Source organism: Streptomyces malachitofuscus (assembly GCF_055571035.1).
In genome coordinates, this window is record NZ_JBVIGA010000023.1 from 24109 (window position 1) to 47450 (window position 23342).

20 protein-coding genes are annotated in these 23342 nt (G+C 72.3%); 14 read left to right on the forward strand and 6 right to left on the reverse strand.

All coding sequences use genetic code 11. The annotated features are described in order from the left end of the window. Positions 1-9: 9 nt before the first annotated feature. On the forward strand, positions 10-795 hold the full coding sequence (locus ACZ44S_RS28900; protein ID WP_466934017.1) for a TrmH family RNA methyltransferase: 786 nt from the start codon (positions 10-12) through the stop codon (positions 793-795). A gap of 6 nt (positions 796-801) precedes the next feature. On the opposite strand, the gene paaN is transcribed toward ACZ44S_RS28900, so the two are convergent. Then, positions 802-2493 (reverse strand): phenylacetic acid degradation protein PaaN, encoded by a 1692-nt coding sequence (gene paaN / locus ACZ44S_RS28905; protein ID WP_466934019.1) that lies wholly within the window; start codon positions 2491-2493, stop codon positions 802-804. Positions 2494-2654: 161 nt separating this feature from the next. Between paaN and ACZ44S_RS28910 the strand changes: the two genes are divergently transcribed. Both ACZ44S_RS28910 and ACZ44S_RS28915 read left to right on the forward strand, forming a co-directional pair. Next, the gene (locus tag ACZ44S_RS28910; protein WP_466934021.1) at positions 2655-4175 is read left to right on the forward strand and encodes a 3-hydroxyacyl-CoA dehydrogenase; all 1521 of its coding nucleotides are present in this window, start codon (positions 2655-2657) and stop codon (positions 4173-4175) included. Next, a complete protein-coding gene (locus tag ACZ44S_RS28915; protein WP_190164646.1) occupies positions 4172-4762 on the forward strand; it encodes a TetR/AcrR family transcriptional regulator in 591 nt (196 codons plus the stop codon). Before ACZ44S_RS28910 ends, ACZ44S_RS28915 begins: the two co-directional genes overlap by 4 nt. Positions 4763-4813: 51 nt before the next feature. Here ACZ44S_RS28915 and ACZ44S_RS28920 read toward each other — a convergent pair whose 3' ends face one another. Then, positions 4814-5299, reverse strand: coding sequence for an Lrp/AsnC family transcriptional regulator (locus tag ACZ44S_RS28920; protein WP_466934229.1), 486 nt, complete (start codon positions 5297-5299; stop codon positions 4814-4816). A 185-nt stretch (positions 5300-5484) separates the two neighbouring features. On the opposite strand from ACZ44S_RS28920, the gene pdhA (ACZ44S_RS28925) reads away from it, so the two are divergent. The 6 genes from pdhA (ACZ44S_RS28925) (at position 5485) to ACZ44S_RS28950 (ending at position 12596) form a co-directional block, all read left to right on the forward strand. Continuing rightward, complete coding sequence (gene pdhA, locus ACZ44S_RS28925; protein WP_466934022.1) at positions 5485-6627, forward strand: pyruvate dehydrogenase (acetyl-transferring) E1 component subunit alpha; 1143 nt, start codon at positions 5485-5487, stop codon at positions 6625-6627. Further along, on the forward strand, positions 6624-7628 hold the full coding sequence (locus ACZ44S_RS28930; RefSeq protein ID WP_466934024.1) for an alpha-ketoacid dehydrogenase subunit beta: 1005 nt from the start codon (positions 6624-6626) through the stop codon (positions 7626-7628). Before pdhA (ACZ44S_RS28925) ends, ACZ44S_RS28930 begins: the two co-directional genes overlap by 4 nt. Continuing rightward, positions 7628-9091 (forward strand): dihydrolipoamide acetyltransferase family protein, encoded by a 1464-nt coding sequence (locus ACZ44S_RS28935; RefSeq protein WP_466934026.1) that lies wholly within the window; start codon positions 7628-7630, stop codon positions 9089-9091. Before ACZ44S_RS28930 ends, ACZ44S_RS28935 begins: the two co-directional genes overlap by 1 nt. 84 nt (positions 9092-9175) lie before the next feature. Next, complete coding sequence (locus tag ACZ44S_RS28940; RefSeq protein ID WP_466934028.1) at positions 9176-10138, forward strand: NTP transferase domain-containing protein; 963 nt, start codon at positions 9176-9178, stop codon at positions 10136-10138. Then, positions 10135-11502, forward strand: a complete 1368-nt coding sequence (locus ACZ44S_RS28945; protein ID WP_466934030.1) for a molybdopterin molybdotransferase MoeA — start codon at positions 10135-10137, stop codon at positions 11500-11502. The genes ACZ44S_RS28940 and ACZ44S_RS28945 overlap by 4 nt, the downstream gene beginning before the upstream one ends. Further along, entirely contained in the window at positions 11499-12596 is a 1098-nt protein-coding gene (locus tag ACZ44S_RS28950; RefSeq protein WP_466934031.1) for a potassium channel family protein, read from the forward strand. Before ACZ44S_RS28945 ends, ACZ44S_RS28950 begins: the two co-directional genes overlap by 4 nt. A 29-nt stretch (positions 12597-12625) precedes the next feature. Here the strand turns inward: ACZ44S_RS28950 and ACZ44S_RS28955 are convergent, their stop codons facing one another. Then, on the reverse strand, positions 12626-13474 hold the full coding sequence (locus ACZ44S_RS28955) for an ABC transporter permease (RefSeq protein WP_466934032.1): 849 nt from the start codon (positions 13472-13474) through the stop codon (positions 12626-12628). Beyond that, entirely contained in the window at positions 13471-14499 is a 1029-nt protein-coding gene (locus ACZ44S_RS28960; protein WP_466934034.1) for an ATP-binding cassette domain-containing protein, read from the reverse strand. The genes ACZ44S_RS28955 and ACZ44S_RS28960 overlap by 4 nt, the downstream gene beginning before the upstream one ends. A gap of 132 nt (positions 14500-14631) precedes the next feature. Between ACZ44S_RS28960 and ACZ44S_RS28965 the strand changes: the two genes are divergently transcribed. Beyond that, positions 14632-15615, forward strand: a complete 984-nt coding sequence (locus tag ACZ44S_RS28965) for an NAD(P)H-quinone oxidoreductase (protein ID WP_466934035.1) — start codon at positions 14632-14634, stop codon at positions 15613-15615. Between the two features lie 33 nt (positions 15616-15648). Here ACZ44S_RS28965 and ACZ44S_RS28970 read toward each other — a convergent pair whose 3' ends face one another. Then, positions 15649-16293 (reverse strand): hypothetical protein, encoded by a 645-nt coding sequence (locus tag ACZ44S_RS28970; protein ID WP_466934036.1) that lies wholly within the window; start codon positions 16291-16293, stop codon positions 15649-15651. 153 nt (positions 16294-16446) lie between these two features. Between ACZ44S_RS28970 and ACZ44S_RS28975 the strand changes: the two genes are divergently transcribed. After that, the gene (locus ACZ44S_RS28975; RefSeq protein WP_466934038.1) at positions 16447-16989 is read left to right on the forward strand and encodes a bacterial proteasome activator family protein; all 543 of its coding nucleotides are present in this window, start codon (positions 16447-16449) and stop codon (positions 16987-16989) included. A gap of 84 nt (positions 16990-17073) precedes the next feature. Here ACZ44S_RS28975 and ACZ44S_RS28980 read toward each other — a convergent pair whose 3' ends face one another. Beyond that, complete coding sequence (locus ACZ44S_RS28980; RefSeq protein WP_466934040.1) at positions 17074-18726, reverse strand: protein kinase domain-containing protein; 1653 nt, start codon at positions 18724-18726, stop codon at positions 17074-17076. 358 nt (positions 18727-19084) lie between these two features. Between ACZ44S_RS28980 and ACZ44S_RS28985 the strand changes: the two genes are divergently transcribed. From ACZ44S_RS28985 to ACZ44S_RS28995, 3 genes are all read left to right on the forward strand, one after another. After that, complete coding sequence (locus ACZ44S_RS28985) at positions 19085-20725, forward strand: protein kinase domain-containing protein (RefSeq protein WP_466934042.1); 1641 nt, start codon at positions 19085-19087, stop codon at positions 20723-20725. 408 nt (positions 20726-21133) lie between these two features. Continuing rightward, positions 21134-22339, forward strand: coding sequence for a pyruvate dehydrogenase (acetyl-transferring) E1 component subunit alpha (gene pdhA, locus ACZ44S_RS28990; protein ID WP_466934044.1), 1206 nt, complete (start codon positions 21134-21136; stop codon positions 22337-22339). Between the two features lies 1 nt (position 22340). Next, positions 22341-23333, forward strand: coding sequence for an alpha-ketoacid dehydrogenase subunit beta (locus tag ACZ44S_RS28995; RefSeq protein WP_466934046.1), 993 nt, complete (start codon positions 22341-22343; stop codon positions 23331-23333). Positions 23334-23342: the final 9 nt, after the last annotated feature.

The following is a 23342-nucleotide window of genomic DNA, read 5'->3' on the forward strand; positions in this document are numbered from 1 at the left end:
CTGCACGCCATGAACGACCCCGCCCGCACCACGGGACCCGAGAACCCGGCCGACCCGGTGTCCGCCTGGCGTCGGCTGGCCGGCGGCGCCGTCCTGCTCGACGGCTTCCATGCCCTCAAGCACGCGGTGCGCTTCGGGGCCGAGGTGCGCCTGGCGCTCGCCGCGGACCGGGGTGCCGCGCTGGCGCTCGCCGACGAGCTGGCCCCGGACGTGCGGGAGGCGCTGGCGGCGCTGCTGACCGAGGTGCCGCACGCGACGTACGCCTCGCTGGTGCCGCGCCCGCACCCCACCGCCGTGGCCGCCCTGGCCGTACGCCCCTCCCGTGCGGGCCACCTCGCGAAGCTGGCGCACACGCCGCGCACCGCGCCCGTGGTGGTCCTGGACAATCCGCGCAACCTCGGCAACGCGGGGGCCGTGATCCGGCTGGCCGCCGGCTTCGGGGCGACCGGGGTGGTCACCACCGGCACCCTCGACCCGTGGCACCCCACGGTGGTCCGCGGCGGGGCGGGGCTGCACTTCGCCACCGCCGTGGAGCGGCTCACCGTCGGGGAGCTGCCGCCGGGGCCGGTCTTCGCGCTCGACCCGGAGGGCGAGGACATCCGCTCGCTGAAACTGCCGGACGACGCGCTGCTCGCGTTCGGCTCCGAGCGCAGCGGGCTGTCGCCCGAGCTGCGCGCGCGGGCCGACCACCTGGTGGCGCTGCCGATGCGCCCCCAGGTGTCCAGCTACAACCTCGCGACCAGTGTGGCCATGACGCTGTACCACTGGAGCGCCACCGGGGGCGCACCCTCCTGAGGCGGCTCAGGCCTCCCGGCGCACCTCGACCACCCGGAAGCGGTTGGCCACGAACGCGCCGTCGCACAGGGCCGCGTTGGCCGCCGGGTTGCCGCCGGAGCCGTGGAAGTCGGAGAAGGCGGCCGTCTGGTTGACGTACACCCCGCCGGTGAGGTTCAGGGAGAGCTGGGCGGCCTCCTCCAGGCAGACCTCCTGGACGGTCTTCTCGACCTCCGGGGAGGTCGTGTAGGCGCCGACCGTCATCGCGCCCTTCTCACGGATCGTGCGCCGCAGCAGCTCGGCCGCGTCGTCGGCCGAGTCGACGGCGACGGCGAAGGAGACCGGGCCGAAGCACTCGCTCATGTAGGCGGCCTCGGCGTCCGGCTTCGATCCGTCCAGCTTCACGATCACCGGTGTGCGCACCACCGCACCCGGGAACTCCGGGTTGGCGATCTCCCGGGAGGCGAGGGCGACCTCGCCCAGCCCGGAGGCGGCCTCCAGGCGGGCCTTGACGTCCGGGTTGACGATGGCGCCCAGCAGCGCGTTCGCGCGCGCGTCGTCACCGAGCAGGCCGTCCACCGCCTTCGCGAGGTCGGCGGTGACCTCGTCGAAGGACCTGGGGCCCTGGTCGGTGGCGATGCCGTCGCGGGGGATCAGCAGGTTCTGCGGGGTGGTGCACATCTGGCCGCTGTACAGCGAGAGGGAGAAGGCCAGGTTGGCCAGCATCCCCTGGTAGTCGCCGGTCGACTCCACGAGCACCGAGTTGACGCCGGCCTTCTCCGTGTAGACCTGCGCCTGGCGTGCGTTGTTCTCGAGCCAGTCGCCGAACTCGGTGGAACCGGTGTAGTCGATGATCCGGATCTCCGGGCGGGTGGCCAGCGTCTTGGCGATGCCCTCGCCGGGCCGCTCGGCGGCCAGCGCCACCAGGTTCGGGTCGAACCCGGCCTCGGTGAGCACCTGGCGGGCGACCTGGACGGTGAGGGCGAGCGGCAGCACCGCGCGGGGGTGCGGCTTGACCAGGACCGCGTTGCCGGTGGCGAGCGAGGCGAACAGGCCCGGGTAGCCGTTCCACGTCGGGAAGGTGTTGCAGCCGATGACCAGTCCGATGCCGCGCGGCACCGGGACGAACTGCTTGGTGAGCGCGAGCGGGTCGCGCTTGCCCTGCGGCTTGGTCCACTCCGCGGTGTCAGGGGTGCGGATCTGCTCCACGTACGCGTACGCCACCGCCTCCACGCCGCGGTCCTGCGCGTGCGGGCCGCCGGCCTGGAACGCCATCATGAAGGCCTGGCCGGAGGTGTGCATGACCGCCTGGGCGAACTCCATCGTCCGGTCGCTGATCCGCTTGAGGATCTCCAGACAGACCACCGCGCGGGTCTCCGCGCCCGCGTCACGCCAGGCCCGCATGCCGGCCTTCATGGCGGGCAGCAGCGCGTCCAGGTCCGCGTGCGGGTAGCTGACGCCCAGCTCGATGCCGTACGGGGAGGTCTCGCCGTCCACCCAGCCGTCCGTGCCCGGCTGGCCGAGGTCGAGGCGGGTGCCGAGCAGGGCGTCGAAGGCGGCCTTGCCCGCCGCCATGTCCAGGCTGCCGTTCTCCCCGTAGGCCTTGGGGTGCTCGGGGTGCGGGGACCAGTACGCGCGCGTGCGGATCGCTTCCAGCGCCTGGTCCAGGGTGGGACGGTGCCGGGCGATCAGCTCGTGCGCGGTGAGTTCGGCGGCCATGCGGGACCAACTCCTCGTCTCAGGAACTCTTCGTCGAGCTCATGGACCTGTGCGGAAACGTAGTCAGGAACGGGCGGTCAGAGTTAGAGTAACCGAACGATCGGTCGGGACAAGGGGGTCCGCCGCATCTGTGGAAAACCCCGTGCGGGAGGATCGCGCACATGACAGCACTCGACCTCAGCAGTCCTGTGGCCGTGGTCGGCACCGGCACCATGGGGCAGGGAATCGCCCAGGTCGCGCTGGTCGCGGGCCATCCCGTGCGGCTGTACGACGCCGCTCCCGGACGGGCCCGGCAGGCGGCCGACGCGATCGGTGCCCGGCTCGACCGTCTGGTGGAGAAGGAGCGCCTGACCGCCGCCGAGCGGGACGCGGCGCGCGCCCGTCTGCAACCCGTCGAGGAGCTCACCGGACTCGCCGGCTGCTCCCTGGTCGTCGAGGCGGTCCTGGAGCGTCTCGACGTCAAGCAGGAGCTGTTCCGCGCGCTGGAGGACATCGTCTCCGACGACTGTCTGCTGGCCACCAACACCTCCTCCCTGTCGGTCACCGCGATCGGCGGAGCGCTGCGGCTGCCCGGCCGTTTCGTGGGCCTGCACTTCTTCAACCCCGCGCCGCTGCTGCCGCTCGTCGAGGTCGTCTCCGGGTTCGCCACCGACGTCACGAGCGCCACGCGCGCGTACGAGACGGCCCGCGCCTGGGGCAAGACGCCCGTGGCCTGCGCCGACACCCCCGGCTTCATCGTCAACCGCGTCGCAAGGCCCTTCTACGCCGAGGCCTTCGCGGTGTACGAGTCCCAGGGCGCAGACCCGGCCACCATCGACGCGGTGCTGCGCGAGTGCGGCGGTTTCCGGATGGGCGCCTTCGAGCTGACCGACCTCATAGGCCAGGACGTCAACGAGTCCGTCACCCATTCCGTGTGGCAGTCCTTCTTCCAGGACGTGCGTTTCACCCCGTCGCTCGCCCAGCGCCGTCTGGTCGAGTCCGGGCGCCTCGGCCGCAAGACCGGACACGGCTGGTACGACCACGGTGACGGCGCCGAGCGCCCCGAACCGCACACCGCGGAGCCCGCACGGCCGCCCGCGTACGTCGTCGCCGAGGGCGATCTGGGACCCGCCTCGGAGCTGCCGGCCCTGATCCGCGAGGCGGGCATCGAGGTGCGCGAGGAGGACGAGGACGAGGACGAGGGCACGTGTCTGGTGCTGCCGGGCGGGGGCCGGCTGGTGCTCGCCGACGGGCAGACCTCCGTGGAGTTCCCCGACGTCGTCCACTTCGACCTCGCCCTGGACTACCGCGCGGCCACCCGCATCGCCCTGTCCCACTGCCAGGACACCTCCGCGCGGACCGTCGCCGAGGCCACCGGGCTGTTCCAGGCGCTGGGCAAGAACGTCAGCGTCATCGGGGACGTCCCAGGGATGATCGTCGCGCGGACGGTGGCCCGGATCATCGACCTCGCGGTCGAGGCCGTCGCCAAGGGTGTCGCCACCGAGGAGGACGTCGACACCGCGATGCGGCTGGGTGTGAACTACCCCCTCGGGCCCTTCGAGTGGAGCCGCCGCCTCGGCCGCGGCTGGGCCGGCGCCCTGCTGGACGAGATGCACGAGATCGACCGGTCCGGCCGCTACGCGCCCTCCCTCGCGCTCCACCAGTACGCGTGCGCCGCGCGCGAGAGGGAGGACACCCCGTGACCACCGCCAAGCGCGACACGTACACCCCGGAGACGCTGCTGAGCGTCGCCGTCCAGGTGTTCAACGAACGCGGCTACGACGGCACCTCCATGGAGCACCTCTCCAAGGCCGCCGGCATCTCCAAGTCGTCGATCTACCACCATGTGGCCGGCAAGGAGGAGTTGCTGCGCCGCGCGGTGAGCCGGGCGCTGGACGGGCTCTTCGGCATCCTCGACGAGGAGCGGGCGGACGCGGGGCGCGCGGCCGAACGGCTGGAGTACGTCGTACGGCGCATGGTCGAGGTCCTCATCGCCGAGCTGCCCTATGTGACGCTGCTGCTGCGGGTGCGCGGCAACACGGACACCGAGCGCTGGGCGCTGGAGCGGCGGCGCGAGTTCGACCACCGGGTGGCCGCGCTGCTGAAGGCCGCGGCGGCCGACGGCGACGTGCGCGAGGACATAGAGGTGCGCCTGGTGACCCGGCTGGTCTTCGGCATGATCAACTCGATCGTGGAGTGGTACCGGCCGGACGGGCGCGGCATGAACGAGCGCGAGGTGGCCGACGCGGTGACGCAGCTGGCCTTCGGCGGGCTGCGCAAAGCGGGCTGAAAACGTTCCGTACGGAGGGGCTGCCGGCCCCCCTCCGGCGGGCGGCCGTCTTCAGCTCTGCGGCTCCAGGTCCTCCTCCTCGAACACCAGCAGCGTGCGCGTGCTGAGCACCTCGGGGATCGCCTGGAGCCGGGTCAGCACCAGCTCGCGCAGTGTCCGGTTGTCGGGCGTGTGCACCAGCAGCAGTACGTCGAAGTCACCGCCCACCAGTGCGATGTGCGAGGCGCCGGGAAGCTGCCTGAGCTGCTCGCGGACCGTGCGCCAGGTGTTCTGGACGATCTTCAGGGTGATGTACGCGGACGTCCCGTGACCGGCCCGTTCGTGGTCGACGCGCGCCCCGAAGCCCCGTATGACCCCGTCCTCGACGAGCCGGTTGATCCGCGCGTACGCGTTCGCGCGGGAGACGTGGACCCGTTCGGCGACCGAGCGTACGGACGCGCGGCCGTCCGCCTGGAGCATCCGCAGGATGTCCTGGTCGATGGCGTCCAGGGGCCGCGCGGGAGGCAGCGGCCCGATCCCCTCCTGGCCCTCGGCCATTTGTTCAGATGCCACCCGCCCCCACCTCTCCGCCGTGGACGTACTGCATCCATCTCAGGCTGTGGAGAACCGTTTGTCCACAGCCTGGTGCCACCCGTAGCCAAAATGTGCCGGCGACCGAACAATCGGTTGGTGAGGCGTGTCACAGACGCCGCGCCTCCGACATCCCACGAGGAGGTGCCGTCATGACGGTCATGGAGCAGCGGGGGGCCTACCGGCCGACCCCGCCGCCCGCCTGGCAGCCCCGCACCGATCCCGCGCCGCTGCTGCCGGACACGGAGCCGTACCGCGTCCTCGGCACGGAGGCGGCCGCCAAGGCCGACCCGGAGCTGCTGCGCCGGCTGTACGCGGAGCTGGTGAAGGGCCGCCGCTACAACGCGCAGGCCACCGCCCTCACCAAGCAGGGCCGTCTCGCGGTCTACCCCTCCAGCACCGGCCAGGAGGCCTGCGAGGTCGCCGCCGCCCTCGTCCTCGAGGAGCGCGACTGGCTCTTCCCGAGCTACCGCGACACCCTCGCGGTCGTCGCGCGCGGTGTGGACCCCGTCGAGGCCCTCACCCTGCTGCGCGGCGACTGGCACACCGGCTACGACCCCTACGAGCACCGCGTGGCACCGCTGAGCACCCCGCTCGCCACCCAGCTGCCGCACGCCGTCGGTCTCGCCCACGCCGCCCGCCTCAAGGGCGACGACGTGGTCGCCCTCGCCATGGTCGGCGACGGCGGCACCAGCGAGGGCGACTTCCACGAGGCGCTGAACTTCGCCGCCGTGTGGCAGGCACCCGTGGTCTTCCTCGTCCAGAACAACGGCTTCGCGATCTCGGTACCGCTCGCCAAGCAGACCGCGGCCCCGTCGCTGGCCCACAAGGCCGTCGGCTACGGGATGCCCGGCCGCCTGGTCGACGGCAACGACGCCGCCGCCGTGCACGAGGTGCTGTCCGACGCCGTGCGGCACGCCCGCGCGGGCGGCGGACCGACCCTGGTCGAGGCGATCACCTACCGCGTGGAGGCACACACCAACGCCGACGACGCCACCCGCTACCGCGGCGACTCCGAGGTCGAGACCTGGAAGCAGCACGACCCGATCGCGCTGCTGGAGCGGGAGCTGACCGGGCGCGGACTGCTCGACGACGCGGGCGTCGAGACCGCCCGCCAGGACGCCGAGACCATGGCCGCCGACCTGCGCGCCCGTATGAACCAGGACCCGGCGCTCGATCCCATGGACCTCTTCGCCCACGTCTACGCCGAGCCCACTCCCCAGCTGCTGGAGCAGCGGGAGCAGCTGCGGGCCGAGCTCGCGGCCGAGGCCGGCCAGGAAGGGGCGCAGCGATGACCACGGTCGCCGCCAAGCCGGCCACCATGGCGCAGGCCCTCACGCGCGCCATGCGCGACGCCATGGCCGCCGACCCGTCCGTGCACGTCATGGGCGAGGACGTCGGCACGCTCGGCGGTGTCTTCCGGGTCACCGACGGACTCGCCAAGGAGTTCGGCGAGGACCGCTGCACGGACACGCCGCTGGCCGAGGCGGGCATCCTGGGCACGGCCGTGGGCATGGCCATGTACGGGCTGCGCCCGGTGGTGGAGATGCAGTTCGACGCGTTCGCCTACCCGGCGTTCGAGCAGCTCGTCTCGCACGTCGCGAAGATGCGCAACCGCACACGCGGGAAGATGCCGCTGCCCCTCACCATCCGCGTTCCCTACGGCGGCGGCATCGGCGGGGTCGAGCACCACAGCGACTCCTCCGAGGCGTACTACATGGCGACTCCGGGGCTCCATGTCGTCACGCCCGCGACCGTCGCGGACGCCTACGGGCTGCTGCGCGCCGCCATCGCCTCCGACGACCCGGTCGTCTTCCTGGAGCCCAAGCGGCTCTACTGGTCGAAGGACGCCTGGAACCCGGAGGAGCCGACGGCCGTTGAACCGATAGGCCGTGCGGTGGTGCGGCGCTCCGGCCGGAGCGCCACTCTCATCACCTACGGGCCGTCCGTACCCGTCTGCATGGAGACGGCCGAGGCGGCCCGGGCCGAGGGCTGGGACCTCGAGGTCGTCGATCTGCGCTCCCTGGTGCCGTTCGACGACGAGACGGTGTGCGCCTCGGTACGGCGGACGGGACGCGCGGTCGTCGTCCACGAGTCGGGTGGCTTCGGCGGCCCGGGCGGGGAGATCGCGGCCCGGGTCACGGAGCGCTGCTTCCACCATCTGGAGGCGCCGGTGCTGCGTGTGGCCGGGTTCGACCTGCCGTATCCGCCGCCGATGCTGGAGCGCCACCACCTGCCCGGTGTGGACCGGATCCTGGACGCCGTGGGGCGCCTGCAGTGGGAGGCCGAGAGCTGATGGCACAGGTGCTGGAGTTCAAGCTGCCCGACCTCGGTGAGGGACTCACCGAGGCGGAGATCGTGCGCTGGCTGGTCGAGGTCGGCGACGTCGTCGCCGTGGACCAGCCGGTCGTCGAGGTCGAGACGGCCAAGGCGATGGTGGAGGTGCCCTGCCCCTACGGTGGTGTGGTCACCGCCCGGTTCGGTGCCGAGGGCACGGAACTGCCCGTCGGCGCTCCGCTGCTGACGGTCGCGGTGGGCGAGACGGCCGAGGGCCGCCCGGCCGGCGGTGCGGACACCGCCGACGCCGCACCCGCCGCGGACGCCAGGGAGACACGCGACGGCGCACCGGCCGCGGAGGGCTCCGGCAACGTCCTGGTCGGCTACGGCACCTCCGAGGCACCGGCCCGTCGCCGCCGGATCCGTCCGGCGGGGCCCGCGTCCGCCGCGTCGTCCGCCCCACCCGCCGTATCCGCGGCGAACGGGCGGCCCCGGCCCACCGGGGCGACGAGGCCCGTGGAGCCGGCCGGCACCCGGGCCCGCACGTCCGGGGCCGCGGACGGCCCCGTCCCCGTGATCTCCCCGCTGGTGCGCCGGCTGGCCCGGCAGAACGGTCTGGATCTACGGGAGATGACCGGTTCCGGGCCCGACGGGCTGATCCTGCGGGCCGACGTCGAGTACGCGCTGCGGGCCGCCGCCGCGCAGGGCCGCACGGGCCCCGAGGCCGGTGGACCGCGGACGCACGCCGCCCCGGCGGCTGCCACGCCGGCCGCCGCCCCCGAGGGTGCCCCGGCCGTCACCCGCATCCCGCTCAAGGGCATTCGCGGTGCCGTCGCCGACAAGCTCTCCCGCAGCCGCACCGAGATTCCGGATGCGACCTGCTGGGTGGACGCCGACGCGACCGAACTGATGCGGACCCGCGCCGCGATGAACGCGGCCGGCGGACCGAAGATCTCCGTCCTCGCCCTGCTGGCCCGGATCTGCACCGCCGCGCTCGCCCGTTTCCCCGAGCTCAACGCCTCGGTGGACACCGAGGCCAGGGAGATCGTCCGGTACGACGCCGTGCACCTCGGTTTCGCCGCGCAGACCGACCGGGGGCTCGTCGTCCCCGTCGTCCGGGACGCGCACACGCGGGACGCGGAGTCGCTCACGGCGGAGTTCGCCCGGCTGACCGAGGCCGCCCGGGCCGGGACACTGACACCGGCGGAACTCACCGGCGGCACCTTCACGTTGAACAACTACGGCGTGTTCGGCGTCGACGGTTCCACACCGATCATCAACCACCCGGAGGCCGCCATGCTCGGCGTCGGCCGCATCGTCCCCAAGCCGTGGGTGCACGAGGGCGAGCTGGCGGTGCGCCAGGTCGTGCAGCTCTCGTTCACCTTCGACCACCGCGTCTGCGACGGCGGTACGGCGGGCGGCTTCCTGCGCCACGTGGCGGACTGCGTGGAGCAACCGGCGGTGCTGCTGCGGACTCTGTGAGTCCACCGTCCGTCCGCGGCCTCCCCGGCCGTGTCCGCGTGCCCCCGCGTTCCCTGTGATCGCGGGGGCACGCATACTCGGGGGGTGACCGAGTTCCAACCACCCGGTGATCCCTCAGGCGATCCCTCCGGCGACCCTCCCGGGGGGCCCGATACCGCGTACGACGCCGTCGTGCTCGCCGGCGGTGCCGCCCGGCGGCTCGGCGGCGCGGACAAGCCCGGTGTGCGCATCGGCGGACGGGCGCTGCTGGACCGGGTGCTCGCGGCCTGCGCCGACGCCCGGACCACGGTGGTCGTCGCCGGTCCCCGCCCCACCGCCCGGCCGGTGGTCTGGGCCCGCGAGGAGCCCACGGGCGGCGGCCCCCTGGCCGCGCTCGACGCCGGGCTGCGGCACATCACCGCCGACCATGTCGTCCTGCTCTCCGCCGACCTGCCCTTCCTCGAACGGCGCACCGTCGAGGCGCTGTTGGCGTCCCTGCGCCGCGGCACGGCCGACGGTGTGCTGCTGACCGACTCCGACGGCCGGGACCAGCCGCTCGTGGCCGCGTACCGGACCTCGTCCCTGCGCCGCGAACTGGCCGTGCTCACCGGACGGCACGGCGATCTGACCGGACTTCCCCTGCGCCGGCTGACCCGCGCTCTCGGTCTCACCCGTATCCCCGACCCGGTGGCGTCCTTCGACTGCGACACCTGGGACGACATCGCCACTGCCAGGGCACGCATCAGGGAGCATGGACACGTGTTGGACGAATGGATCTCCGCAGTCAAGGACGAGCTGGGCATCGACCTGGACGTCGACACCGGCGTGCTGCTCGACCTGGCCCGCGACGCCGCCCACGGCGTGGCCAGGCCCGCCGCTCCGCTGACCACCTTCCTCGTCGGCTACGCGGCCGCCCGGGCGGGCGGCGGCCCGGACGTCGTGGCCGAGGCCGCCCGCAAGGCAGCGGCGCTCGCCGGACGCTGGGCGGACGAGGACACCCCGGACACGGCATCCTCCGCGGGCGTGGCGCCCGACGCCACCCCCGACACCCGCCCGGAAGCAGAATGACCGCGCATGTCACCCGGGCCGATGAGGACGCCGATGACCTCGACGTCGAGGAGGCGCTCGCCCTCGTGAAGGAACCACGCGACCGCGCCGGCGGCGACCGCACCCCCGGCGGCACCGGCCGCCCTCCGCGTCACCACGCCACCGACTGGACCGAGGCACGGGCCCTCGCCGAACGCGCCCCGCGCCAGGGCGCCAGGCGCACCGGCCACCTGACCCCCGAGGCCGTCCCCCTCACCTCCGCCCTCGGCCTCACCCTGGCCGTCCCCCTCACCGCCCTCACCGACCTGCCCTCGTTCGACACCTCCGCGATGGACGGCTGGGCGGTATCCGGCCCGGGCCCCTGGGGCGTGCGGGAGGAAGGCGTCCTGGCCGGGCACGCCGAGCACGCACCGCTCACCGACGGCGAGGCCGTCCGTATCGCCACCGGCGCCCGTATCCCCCCGGACACCACCGCCGTGCTCCGCAGCGAGCACGGACGCACCGACGACAAGGGCCGGCTGCACGTCATCGCCGCCGACCGGGCACCGCACACCGTCAGCCACGGTCAGGACATCCGCCCCCGCGGCCAGGAGTGCCGCAGCGGCGACCAGCTGCTCCCCGTGGGCACGCTGGTGACCCCGCCCGTCCTGGGCATGGCCGCAGCCGCCGGGTACGACACGCTCATGGCCGTCCCGCGCCCCCGCGCCGCCGTGTTCGTCCTCGGGGACGAACTGCTCGGCGGGGGCCTGCCGCATGACGGGCTGATCCGGGACGCGCTGGGCCCGCTGCTGCCGCCCTGGCTCCGCGCGCTCGGCGCGGAGGTCGCCGACGTACGCCGGGTCGGGGACGACGAAGAGGCACTGCACGAGGCGATCACCGGCTGCGACGCCGATGTCGTCGTCACCACCGGAGGCACGGCCGCCGGTCCGGTCGACCATGTGCACCCCACGCTGCGCCGCATCGGCGCCGAACTTCTCGTGGACGGTGTCGCGGTGCGCCCGGGCCACCCCATGCTCCTGGCCCGCACCCGGGAGGACCAGTACCTCGTCGGCCTGCCGGGCAACCCCCTGGCCGCCGTCTCCGGCCTGCTCACCCTCGCCGAGCCCCTGCTGCGGACCCTCGCCGCCCGCCCCGCGCCGGAGCCGTACACGCTGCCGCTGCGGGACGGGGTGCAGGGACACCCCCGCGACACCCGGCTGATCCCCGTCGCCCTGCGCGGCGACCGGGCGCTGCCGCTGCTCTACAACGGTCCGGCCATGCTGCGCGGCATCGCGGCGGCCGACGCACTCGCCGTCGTACCCCCCGGCGGATCGGGGCCGGGCGAGGAGGCGGAACTGATCGATCTGCCCTGGGCGTCCGGGGGAATCGGGGTGTGTTTCACGTGAAACTTCCGGGCCAGGACGTCATCGCTCGCCAGGCGGACGAACATCTGGTGACCCATCGGGTGAAACTCCCGAGGAAAATGGTGGAACATCCGATCCGCCAGGTCACCAAGCGGCTGTCGATGGCCCTGGTGGTGCTCGTCGTGACGGCGCTCATCGTGTACGCCGACCACGAGGGCTACAACGACAACTCCGACGGGTCCCTCGATCTCCTCGACGCCTTCTACTATGCGACCGTCACCCTCTCCACCACCGGGTACGGCGACATCACGCCGGTCAGTGACGCGGCCCGGCTCACCAATATCTTCGTCATCACGCCGCTGCGCGTGCTGTTCCTGATCATCCTGGTCGGCACCACCCTTGAGGCCCTCACCGAACGCACCCGGGAGGAGTGGCGACTGAACCGCTGGAGGTCCACGTTGCGCGATCACACCGTTGTCGTCGGGTTCGGCACCAAGGGCAGGTCGGCGATCAAGACGGTCTGCGCGACGGGGCTGCGCAAGGAGCAGGTCGTCGTGGTCGATCCCAGCGCCAAGGCGATCGAGGCCGCCACGGCGGACGGCTTCGCGGGCGTCATAGGGGATGCCACCCGGAGCGAGGTGCTGAAGCGGGCCGAACTGCAGCGGGCCCGGCAGATCATCATCGCGACGCAGCGCGACGACACGGCCGTCCTGGTGACGCTGACGGCGCGGCAGCTCAACCGGGGCGCGAAAATCGTCGCCGCGGTGCGCGAGGAGGAGAACGCCCCGCTGCTGAAGCAGTCGGGTGCCGACGCGGTCATCACCAGCGCCAGCGCGGCCGGGCGGCTGCTCGGGCTGTCGGTGCTGAGCCCCTCGGCCGGCATGGTCATGGAGGACCTCATCCAGCAGGGGACCGGTCTCGACATCGTGGAGCGGCCGGTCATAAAGGCCGAGGTGGGAAAGACCCCGCGCGAGACGAACGACCTGGTGGTGAGCGTCGTACGCGGGCACCGGGTGCTCGGCTACGACGATCCGGACGTCGGGACGCTGGAGCTGACGGACCGGCTGATCACCATCGTGCGGGCGACGCCGGGCACACAGGTCGCCCCCGACATCCGCCCGCTTCCCCGGGGCTGAGCCGCTCCCTCGCGGCCCGGCCCGGCCTCCTACTTCCGGTTGTACAGCCGCATCGTGATCGGTCCGAAGACCACCACGAACAGTCCGGACCAGCCCAGCGTCCAGGCGATCTCGTCGGCCGGCCAGTCGCCCGCCATCAGCCCCCGCACCGCGGACGCGAGGTGGGTGACGGGGCTGTTGTTGACGAAGGCCTGGAGCCAGCCCGGCATGGTGCGCGGGTCGACGAAGACGTTGGACAGGAAGGTGAGCGGGAAGATCACCATCATGCTGACGCCCATCACCGACTTCTCGGTGCGCAGCAGCAGCCCGAACATCGTCCAGATCCACGAGAAGGCGAACGAGAACAGCACCAGCAGCGCGATCCCGACGAGCACGCCGACCACTCCGCCGTCGGCGCGATAGCCGAGGATCATGCCGACGGTCAGCATCACGAGCGACGCCAGGGTGTAGCGCAGGGCGTCGCCGAGCAGATAGCCGACCATGGTCGACGGCCGCCAGATCGGCAGGCTGCGGAACCGGTCGAAGACACCCTTCTCGATGTCCGTGTTGACCGAGACACCGGTGTACATCGTGATCATCACGACCGACATCACCAGGATGCCCGGCAGCAGGAACTGGATGTACTCCTTCGGCGATCCGGCCAGCGCCCCGCCGAACAGGTACGTGTACATCAGCACCATCATGATCGGGAACGCCGTGACGTCGAAGAGCTGCTCCGGCACGTGCTTGATCTTGAGGATGGCGCGCCAGCCGAAGGTCAGCGAGGCCGACCAGGCGCTCGGCCGCGGCGGTCGCTCCTTGGCGACGAGCAGATCGGCCAGGGAATCGGTGCGTACCGGGGCGAGCTCGCTGCTCTCGGCGGTGGTCGTGGTGCTCATGCCGCCACCTCGTCCTTCGGGTCGTGGGCGTCGGCGGATCCGGACTGGGGCTGCTGGGTGTCGTGGCCGGTGAGGGCCAGGAACACCTCGTCCAGACTGGGCTGGCCGAGTGAGAAGTTGTCGACGGTGATGCCGGCGCGGGCCAGTTCGTTCAGCGCGCGGGCGGCCTGCTCGGCGGCGGTGTCGTCGCTCGCCGCCGTGGTGAGCCGGGCGGTGAGCGCCACCGGGTCGGGCTCGGTCTGCACCTGGGCGTCGAGCGCCCGGCGCAGCAGGTCCGCGGCGAGCGGCCGCCGGTCGGCGTCCCGCAGCCGCAGATGGACCGACCCGGCACCGACGGACGCCTTCAGCTCGCCCTTGGTGCCCTCGGCGATCACCTTGCCGCGGTCGATGACGGCGATCCGGGACGCCAGCTGGTCGGCCTCGTCCAGGTACTGCGTGGTCAGCAGCACCGTCGTGCCCTGGGCGACGACCGCGCGCACGATGTCCCACACCTGGTTGCGGCTGCGCGGGTCCAGACCGGTGGTCGGCTCGTCGAGGAACAGCAGGTCGGGGGTGCTGAGGATGGACGCGGCGATGTCGATACGGCGCCGCATGCCGCCCGAGTAGTGCTTGACCTGCTTCCCGGCCGCCTCGGTGAGGCCGAACGCCTCCAGCAGCTGGGCGGCCCGGGTGCGGGCGGCGGGCTTGCGGTGGCCGAGGAGCCGGGCCAGCAGCACCAGGTTCTCGGTACCGGTGAGGTCCTCGTCCACGGAGGCGTACTGACCGGTGAGGCTCACCCGGCCGCGCACCTCGTCGGCCTCGCGGACGACGTCGTGACCGAAGACGTGGGCTTCGCCGCCGTCCGGCCGCAGGAGGGTGGCGAGCATCTTCACGGTGGTGGTCTTTCCGGCGCCGTTCGGTCCGAGGACGCCGTACACCGTGCCGGCCGGCACGGTCAGGTCGACCCCGTCGACGGCCCGTGTCTCACCGAAGGTTTTGACCAGGCCCACGGTCTCGATCGCCGGGCCGGACGATTGGGTGCTCATGCTTCGGGTCCTTCCGCGTGCTGGGGCTACGCAGGGAGAGACCCTCACGGTCGCGCAAACTCATCGGTCGCGCACATGGATTTCCGTCGGTCGCACGCCTGGGCCCGTGGCTCCGGGAGTACCGTCCCCCTCATGTATGCGATCACGATTCCCGAACCCGGTGGGCCCGAGGCGCTGGTGTGGGACGAGGTCCCCGATCCCGTGGCAGGCGAGGGCGAGGTCCTGGTCGAGGTGGTGGCGGGGGCGGTCAACCGGGCCGACATCCTCCAGCGGCAGGGTTTCTACGAGCCCCCGCCGGGCTCCTCCCCCTATCCCGGCCTGGAGTGTTCCGGGCGGATCGCCGCGCTCGGTCCCGGGGTGAGCGGATGGGCCGTCGGCGACGAGGTCTGCGCGCTGCTCGCGGGCGGCGGCTACGCCGAGAAGGTCGCGGTGCCCGTCGGGCAGTTGCTGCCGGTCCCGCAGGGACTGACCGTCGACCAGGCGGCGGCGCTCCCGGAGGTCGTCTGCACGGTCTGGTCGAACGTCTTCATGGTCGCCCACCTGCGCCCGGGCGAGACCTTCCTCGTGCACGGCGGCTCCAGCGGCATCGGCACCATGGCGATCCAGCTCGCCAAGGCCGTCGGCGCGAAGGTGGCCGTCACCGCGGGCAGCAAGGAGAAGCTGGAGCGGTGCGCCGAGCTCGGCGCCGACATTCTGATCAACTACCGCGAGCAGGACTTCGTCGCCGAGGTGAAGCAGGCCACCGACGGCGCGGGCGCGGGCGTCATCCTGGACAACATGGGCGCCAAGTACCTGGACCGCAATGTCCAGGCCCTCGCCGTGAACGGCCGGCTGGCGATCATCGGCATGCAGGGCGGTGTCAAGGGCGAGCTGAACATCGGCGCCCTCCTCGGCAAGCGTGCCGCCATCAGCGCGACCTCGCTGCGGGCGCGGCCCCTGGAGGAGAAGGCGGCGATCGTGGCCGCCGTACGGGAACACGTCTGGCCGCTCGTCACCAGTGGCCATGTGCGTCCCGTGATCGACCGCGAGATCCCGATGCCGGACGCGGCCGCCGCGCACCGTGTGGTGGAGGACAGCGGCCACATCGGCAAGGTCCTGCTGGTCACGCCGGGCTGAACCGGCCGGGGGACCCAAGAGTCCCGCCGGTCCTCAGCCCGACGCCTGGCGCATGCGCAGGGCGACGAAGGCGAGGCCGAAGCCGAGGCCGATGAGCACCAGCCCGCTGCCGAGCGGAAGGATGCGCAGGACGGGCTCGGTGCTCGCGACCGTGTTGGGCGCCGCCGTGGGGGAGGTCGCCGAGGGCACCGGGACCGCCTCCTGGGACGCCGGCGTGTCGTTCCCGGGCGCCCGGGACACGGCCTCCTCGCGGCCCGGACGCGGCCCGTCCGGCCGATCGGCCCGGCCGTCGGCGCCCGCGTCCTCGTCCTGTGCCTCGCCCCGCTGCTCCCGCCCGCGCGGCCCGGTGTCCCGCGACTCCTCGGCCCGCTCGGGCCGACCGGGCCGCTCCCTGCCCTCGCCCGGCCGGTTCCCGGCCCTGGACGGCTGCCCGGAGGGCGCCGAGGGCCGGGCCGAGGACGACGAGGAGGGCGCGGACGGGGCCGAGGGAGAACGGGACGCGGGCTCGGCCCCGACCTTCGACGCTCCGTACGCGGCCGCCACCGCCGCACCGGAGACCCCCGCGGCGGGGCCGCAGGGCAGCACCGCCGCCCCCGCCCCCAGAACAACCGCCGCCCCCATTACACGCAGCCATGGAGTCACGACCGTGACCTCCCGCGCCGGCCGGTGCTCGGTCACACCGTCGGCAAGATGGGCCGGATGGACGCCCAACAGCCTCGCACTCCGGAACGATCCCGGCATTCCGGATACCGCCGTCGGGTGGATCCGCGGCAGTCGCCGTTTCCGGGGGCGCCGCCGAGGCGGACTTCGGGTGTGCGCGACAATGAGGGCATGGAGATGCCGAGGAACGAACGGTCGCCGGAGAATCCGCAGATCCTGGTCGTCGGCCAGGACGGCATGGCGCTCAGCGGCGGCAGCGGAGACGAGGACTCCCGCGAGACCCCGGTGACGGAACAGGTCGAACAGCCGGCGAAGGTCATGCGGATCGGCAGCATGATCAAGCAGCTGCTGGAGGAGGTGCGAGCGGCCCCTCTGGACGAGGCGAGCCGGGCCCGGCTCAAGGAGATCCACGCCAGCTCGGTGAAGGAGCTGGAGGACGGTCTGGCCCCGGAGCTGGTCGAGGAGCTGGAGCGGCTCTCCCTGCCCTTCACGGACGAAACCACCCCGAGCGACGCCGAACTGCGGATCGCGCAGGCCCAGTTGGTGGGCTGGCTGGAGGGTCTCTTCCACGGCATCCAGACCACGCTCTTCGCCCAGCAGATGGCGGCGCGTGCCCAGCTGGAGCAGATGCGCCGCGCCCTCCCTCCCGGGGTCGGCGACGGCGGTCAGGAGGAGCCCCACCTGGGCGGCCGCTCCGGCGGCCCGTACCTGTAACCGTCCCACCGTCCCTGCCCGAACGGCACGAAGGGGCCCGGCAGCCGATGCCGGGCCCCTTCGCCGTGTCGCGTACCGCGGCGGTCAGGACGCAGGGTTGCCCGTGGAGACCTTGAGGGTGATCTCCGGCATGTCCTCGGGGTCGACGTCCGTGCCCGCCGGCGGGAACTGCTCCCGGACCGAACCCTCGCCGTAGGTGTTCTCATTCACTTTGACGATCTTGAAGTCGCCCCAGCCGGCGGCCTGGAAGCACTCCTTCACCGACCCGATGTACTTGAACTTGAAGTTGGGCAGCCGGATCTTCTCGGGGTCGTTGTACGACTCCTGCGGCTCCTCGCACTCTTCCTTGTCGATCGTCTTCGAGGTGTCCGGTCCGCGGTAACCCGCCGCCTTGCTCGCGGACGCGGACGCCGACGCGGAGCCGCTGTTGCCTCCGCTGGCCTGCGGGTCCTCCTCGCCGCCGCCGTTCATCAGCAGCGCGGCGACCAGGCCGCCGACGGCCAGCACCGAGACGGCGATGGAACCGATGATCACCGGCTTGTTCCGGCTGCCGCCCCCCGAGCCGCCCGTCCCGGACGTCTGGGGCGTGATGTTGTACGGCGGCGGGGTCGACGCGCCCTGCTGCGCCGAGTACGCCGACGGGGCGGGCGTCCCGTAGCCACCCTGCTGCGGGTATCCGTACGACGGGGCCGGGGCCGGCGTGCCGTACGGATTCGGCGGCGGGGTCGGCTGGTACGGCGTCCGGACGTTGCCCGTGGGCGCCGGGGTCGCCTGGTCGACCGGCGGGAACACCGCCGAGCCGACGCCCGCGCCGCTCTGCCCCTGGGCGCCCGGCACGATGCTCGGCGGGGCCGGCTGGAAGGACTGCGCCACCCGCAGGCACTCCCCGCGCATGGCCTCCGCGCTGGGGAAGCGCTCGTTCGGGTTCTTCCGCAGCGCACGGGCGATCAGCGCGTCCACGGCCGGCGGCAGCGAACGGTTGATCGAGGACGCGGTCGGCGGCGTCTCCTGGACGTGCGCGTAGGCGATGGCCAGCGGCGAGTCGGCCTCGAACGGCAACCGCCCGGTGACCAGCTGGAACAGCATGATGCCGACCGAGTACAGGTCGGAGCGCGCGTCGACGCCCCGGCCGAGCGCCTGCTCCGGCGAGAGGTACTGCGGGGTGCCGACGACCATGCCGGTCTGCGTCATGGACGTCACACCGGACTGCATGGCGCGGGCGATGCCGAAGTCCATCACCTTGACCACGCCGCGCTTGGTCATCATCACGTTGCCCGGCTTGATGTCCCGGTGGACCAGCCCCATCTCGTGGCTGATCTCGAGCGCAGCCAGCACGTCCGCGGTGATCTTGAGCGCCTTGTCGGCGGGCATCGCGCCCTGCTGCCGGATGTCCTCGTCGAGCACGGAGCCCAGCGGGCGGCCCTCGACGTACTCCATGACGATGTACGGCGTCGTCATGCCGTCCAGATCGTCCTCGCCGGTGTCGAAGACCGACACGATGTTGGTGTGCGTGAGTTTCGCCACGGACTGGGCCTCGCGGCGGAACCGCTCACGGAACGCCTGCTCCCGGCCGAGTTCCGTGTGCAACGTCTTGATGGCGACCTGACGGTCGAGCACGCTGTCGTAGGCGAGGTGCACCGACGCCATTCCGCCCTGGCCGAGCAGGTCCCGCAGTTGGTACCGTCCACCGGCGAGCGCCCGCCCCGCGTACTGGCCCTGTGCGCCGTCCTGGCTCATGTTCCGCGTCCCCCGTAGCCTCTCCGGCGCCGCCGTCGGTGGCTGCTTCGTCGACTGTTTCGTCGTAGATCCAATGTGCTATTCCCGGCCAAGTCTGCCCCAGGCCACTGACACGTCAAGCGCGGTGCCCGTTCCGTGACCGTACGCGAAAGAAGCGTCGCGGAAGCGTTACAGCGGTCGTACGACCGGTACACCGAATTTGCACGACAGTACGGACTGCCGGTTTCATGACCGGTCCGTCTCGTGCCGGTCCCGGCAGCCCGTCCCGGACCAGAGCCTTGTGCAAAGGCTGTAGCGTGGCCGACGGAGACCGTAACAACACCGCGCGCACCGCGGGCAGAAACGACGGCGAGGACTGATGGCACAGCAGCAGCGCGCTCAGGGCCCGTCCGACCCCGAGGCGACTGGCGGCGGCATGTCGGACGCGCCGGACAACTGGGGCAACGGCGGGCTCGTCGGCGATGGCCGGTACCGGCTGACCCACAGACTCGGCCGGGGCGGCATGGCCGAGGTGTTCGCCGCCGAGGACGTACGCCTCGGCCGCACCGTCGCCGTGAAGCTGCTGCGCTCCGACCTCGCCGAGGACCCGGTGGCCAAGGCCCGCTTCACGCGCGAGGCGCAGTCGGTGGCCGGCCTCAACCACCACGCCATCGTCGCCGTGTACGACTCCGGCGAGGACGTCATCGGCGGCCAGTCGGTGCCGTACATCGTGATGGAGATCGTCGAGGGGCGCACCATCCGCGACCTCCTGATGAACGCCGAGGCGCCAGGACCCGAACAGGCGCTGATCATCGTCTCCGGTGTCCTGGAGGCCCTCGCCTACTCGCACCAGCACGGCATCGTGCACCGCGACATCAAGCCCGCCAACGTCATCATCACCAACAACGGCGCCGTCAAGGTGATGGACTTCGGCATCGCCCGCGCGCTGCACGGCGCGTCCACGACGATGACGCAGACCGGCATGGTCATGGGCACCCCGCAGTACCTCTCCCCGGAGCAGGCGCTCGGCAAGGCCGTCGACCACCGCTCCGACCTGTACGCCACCGGCTGCCTGATGTACGAACTGCTGGCGCTGCGGCCCCCGTTCACCGGTGAGACGCCGCTGTCGGTGGTCTACCAGCACGTCCAGGACATCCCCACGCCCCCGTCGGAGGCCTCCGACGCCTGCCCGCCGGAGCTGGACGGGCTGGTCATGCGCTCCCTCGCCAAGGAGCCCGACGACCGCTTCCAGACGGCCGAGGAGATGCGCGGGCTGGTCCAGTACGCGCTGCAGATGCTCTACGACCAGGGCGGCCACACCGGCACCTGGAACACCGGCCCGGTGGACATGCACGAGGGCCCGCCCACCCCGGCGGCCGGCTTCGCGGGGACGGCCGTGCTGCCGCACCCGGACGCCGCCGGCACGACGGCGATTCCGCAGCCGATCCTGCCCGGCGGGTACGGCGGCGGGGACGACGGCGGCTTCGAAGGCAACGGCAACCGGGGCAGCGGGCGCGGCAAGCTGTGGATCCTCGCGGTGCTCGCGGTGATCGCCGTCGCGGCGGGGGTCGCGCTGGCGCTCAACAACGGCGGCGGGGGCGGAGGCGGCGGCACGACCGACAAGTCGCCGTCCGTCACGCAGACCACCGAGGACGAGAAGGCCAGCGAGTCGCCGAGCGACGAGACGACCGAGGAGACGACCGACCCCGGTACGGACCCCGGTACCGGCTCGGGCGGCAACGGCGACTGGACGCCGTCGTACGAGCCGACGGAGACGCCGACCGAGACGGAGACGGAGGAGCCCTCGGGTGAGCCGTCGGCCACCCAGCCGACCGAGACGGGCGGCACCGAGGACGGTGGCACGGAGAACGGCGGCACCGGCCCCGGCGGCACCGAGACCGGCGGCACCGAGACGGGCGGCACCGAGGACGGTGGCGCGGACAACGGCGGCACCGGCCCCGGCGGCGCCGACGTGGGCGGAGCGGACGCGGGCGGCGTGCCCGGCGGAGCGGGCGCCTGACCGGCCCCGCTCCGGGCTGCTCCACGCTTGCGCCCTCACCCAACACACCACTCCGTACACCCCGTGCCACCCCGCGCGGCACGCCGTGCCGTCACTGAAGTCGACCCTTCCCGTGCCCGGGGTGGCCGGGATAACGTGCCGTTGCTCCGGCCTCCTGCAAGGCTGTGACCAGCACGCCGTCAGGGCCTACCCCGATTTACTTGGAAATCCAAGCAAAATCGCAGGTCAGAGGGGTTTCACAGAAATGTGGAGCACTGGGTACCGTGCCTCTTGCAGGGCGCTCGCCGGGGCACCTGTCACGCCTGTTCCCGGCCGAGTGGCACCCACCCCGTGCCCGGTGGTCGAGAAGCAGGTGAGCCGCACTGGCCTGCCGGCAACCCCGGGGGCCGGACCGACGGAGGAGCACACGTGACCGTGGAGAGCACTGCCGCGCGCACACCGCGACGCAGCGCCGGAAACAAGGCCGGCACCACCGGCACCAAGCGCACCACCAGCACCACCAAGAAGGCCACCGGCGCCAGGAAGAGCGCCGAGCCCGCCCTCGTCCAGCTGCTGACGCCCGAGGGCAAGCGCGTCAAGAACGCCGAGTTCGACAAGTACGTCGCCGACATCACCGCCGAGGACCTGCGCGGTCTGTACCGCGACATGGTGCTCACCCGTCGCTTCGACGCCGAGGCCACCTCCCTGCAGCGCCAGGGCGAGCTGGGCCTGTGGGCCTCGCTGCTCGGGCAGGAGGCGGCGCAGATCGGCTCCGGCCGGGCGCTCCGCGACGACGACTACGTCTTCCCCACCTACCGTGAGCACGGCGTCGCGTGGTGCCGCGGGGTGGACCCGACCAACCTGCTCGGCATGTTCCGCGGTGTGAACAACGGCGGCTGGGACCCGGGCGGGAACAACTTCCACCTGTACACGATCGTCATCGGCTCCCAGACGCTGCACGCCACGGGTTACGCGATGGGCATCACCAAGGACGGCGCGGACAGCGCCGTCATCGCCTACTTCGGCGACGGCGCCTCCAGCCAGGGCGACGTGGCCGAGGCCTTCACCTTCTCCGCGGTCTACAACGCCCCGGTGGTGTTCTTCTGCCAGAACAACCAGTGGGCGATCTCCGAGCCGACCGAGAAGCAGTCCCGTGTGCCGCTGTACCAGCGCGCGCAGGGCTTCGGCTTCCCCGGCGTCCGCGTGGACGGCAACGACGTGCTGGCGAACCTGGCCGTCACCAAGTGGGCCCTGGAGCGGGCCCGCGCCGGTGAGGGCCCGACGCTGGTCGAGGCGTTCACGTACCGCATGGGCGCGCACACCACCTCCGACGACCCCACCCGCTACCGCCACGACGACGAGCGGGCCGCCTGGGAGGCCAAGGACCCGATCCTGCGCCTTCGCCGCCACCTGGAGTCCGCACACCACGCGGACGAGGGATTCTTCGCGGAGCTGGAGGCCGAGAGCGAGGCGTTGGGCAAGCGGGTGCGCGAAGCGGTCCGTGCCATGCCCGACCCGGACCACTTCGCCATCTTCGAGAACGTGTACGCGGACGGCCACGCGCTCGTGGACGAGGAGCGGGCGCAGTTCGCCGCCTACCAGGCGTCGTTCGCGGACGAGGACGGGGGTAAGTGACATGGCGGGAACCGTGACATCCAAGAACATGGCCCTGGCCAAGGCGGTCAACGAGTCGCTGCGGCGTGCGCTGGAGACGGACCCGAAGGTCCTCGTCATGGGCGAGGACGTCGGCAAGCTCGGTGGCGTGTTCCGGGTGACGGACGGGCTGCAGAAGGACTTCGGCGAGAGCCGCGTCATCGACACCCCGCTCGCCGAGTCGGGCATCGTCGGCACGGCGATCGGTCTGGCCCTGCGCGGCTACCGCCCGGTGGTGGAGATCCAGTTCGACGGCTTCGTCTTCCCGGCGTACGACCAGATCGTCACGCAACTGGCGAAGATGCACGCCCGCTCGCTGGGCAAGGTCAAGCTCCCGGTCGTCGTGCGTATTCCGTACGGCGGCGGCATCGGCGCGGTGGAGCACCACTCCGAGTCCCCGGAGTCGCTGTTCGCGCATGTGGCCGGTCTGAAGATCGTGTCGCCGTCGAACGCGTCGGACGCGTACTGGATGATGCAGCAGGCCATCCAGAGCGACGACCCGGTGATCTTCTTCGAGCCCAAGCGGCGCTACTGGGACAAGGCCGAGGTCGACACCGAGGCGATCCCGGGTCCGCTGCACACCGCGCGCGTGCTGCGCGACGGCACGGACCTCACCCTCGCCGCCTACGGCCCGATGGTGAAGCTGTGCCAGGAGGTCGCCGACGCGGCGGCCGAGGAGGGCCGCTCCCTGGAGGTCCTCGACCTGCGTTCGGTCTCTCCGATCGACTTCGACTCGATCCAGGCGTCGGTGGAGCGCACGCGCCGGCTGGTCGTGGTCCACGAGGCCCCGGTGTTCTTCGGTTCCGGCGCGGAGATCGCCGCGCGGATCACCGAGCGCTGCTTCTACCACCTGGAGGCCCCGGTGCTGCGGGTGGGCGGCTACCACGCCCCGTACCCGCCGGCCCGTCTGGAGGAGTCCTACCTCCCCGACCTGGACCGGGTGCTCGATGCCGTCGACCGCTCGCTGGCGTACTGAGGAGAGGGT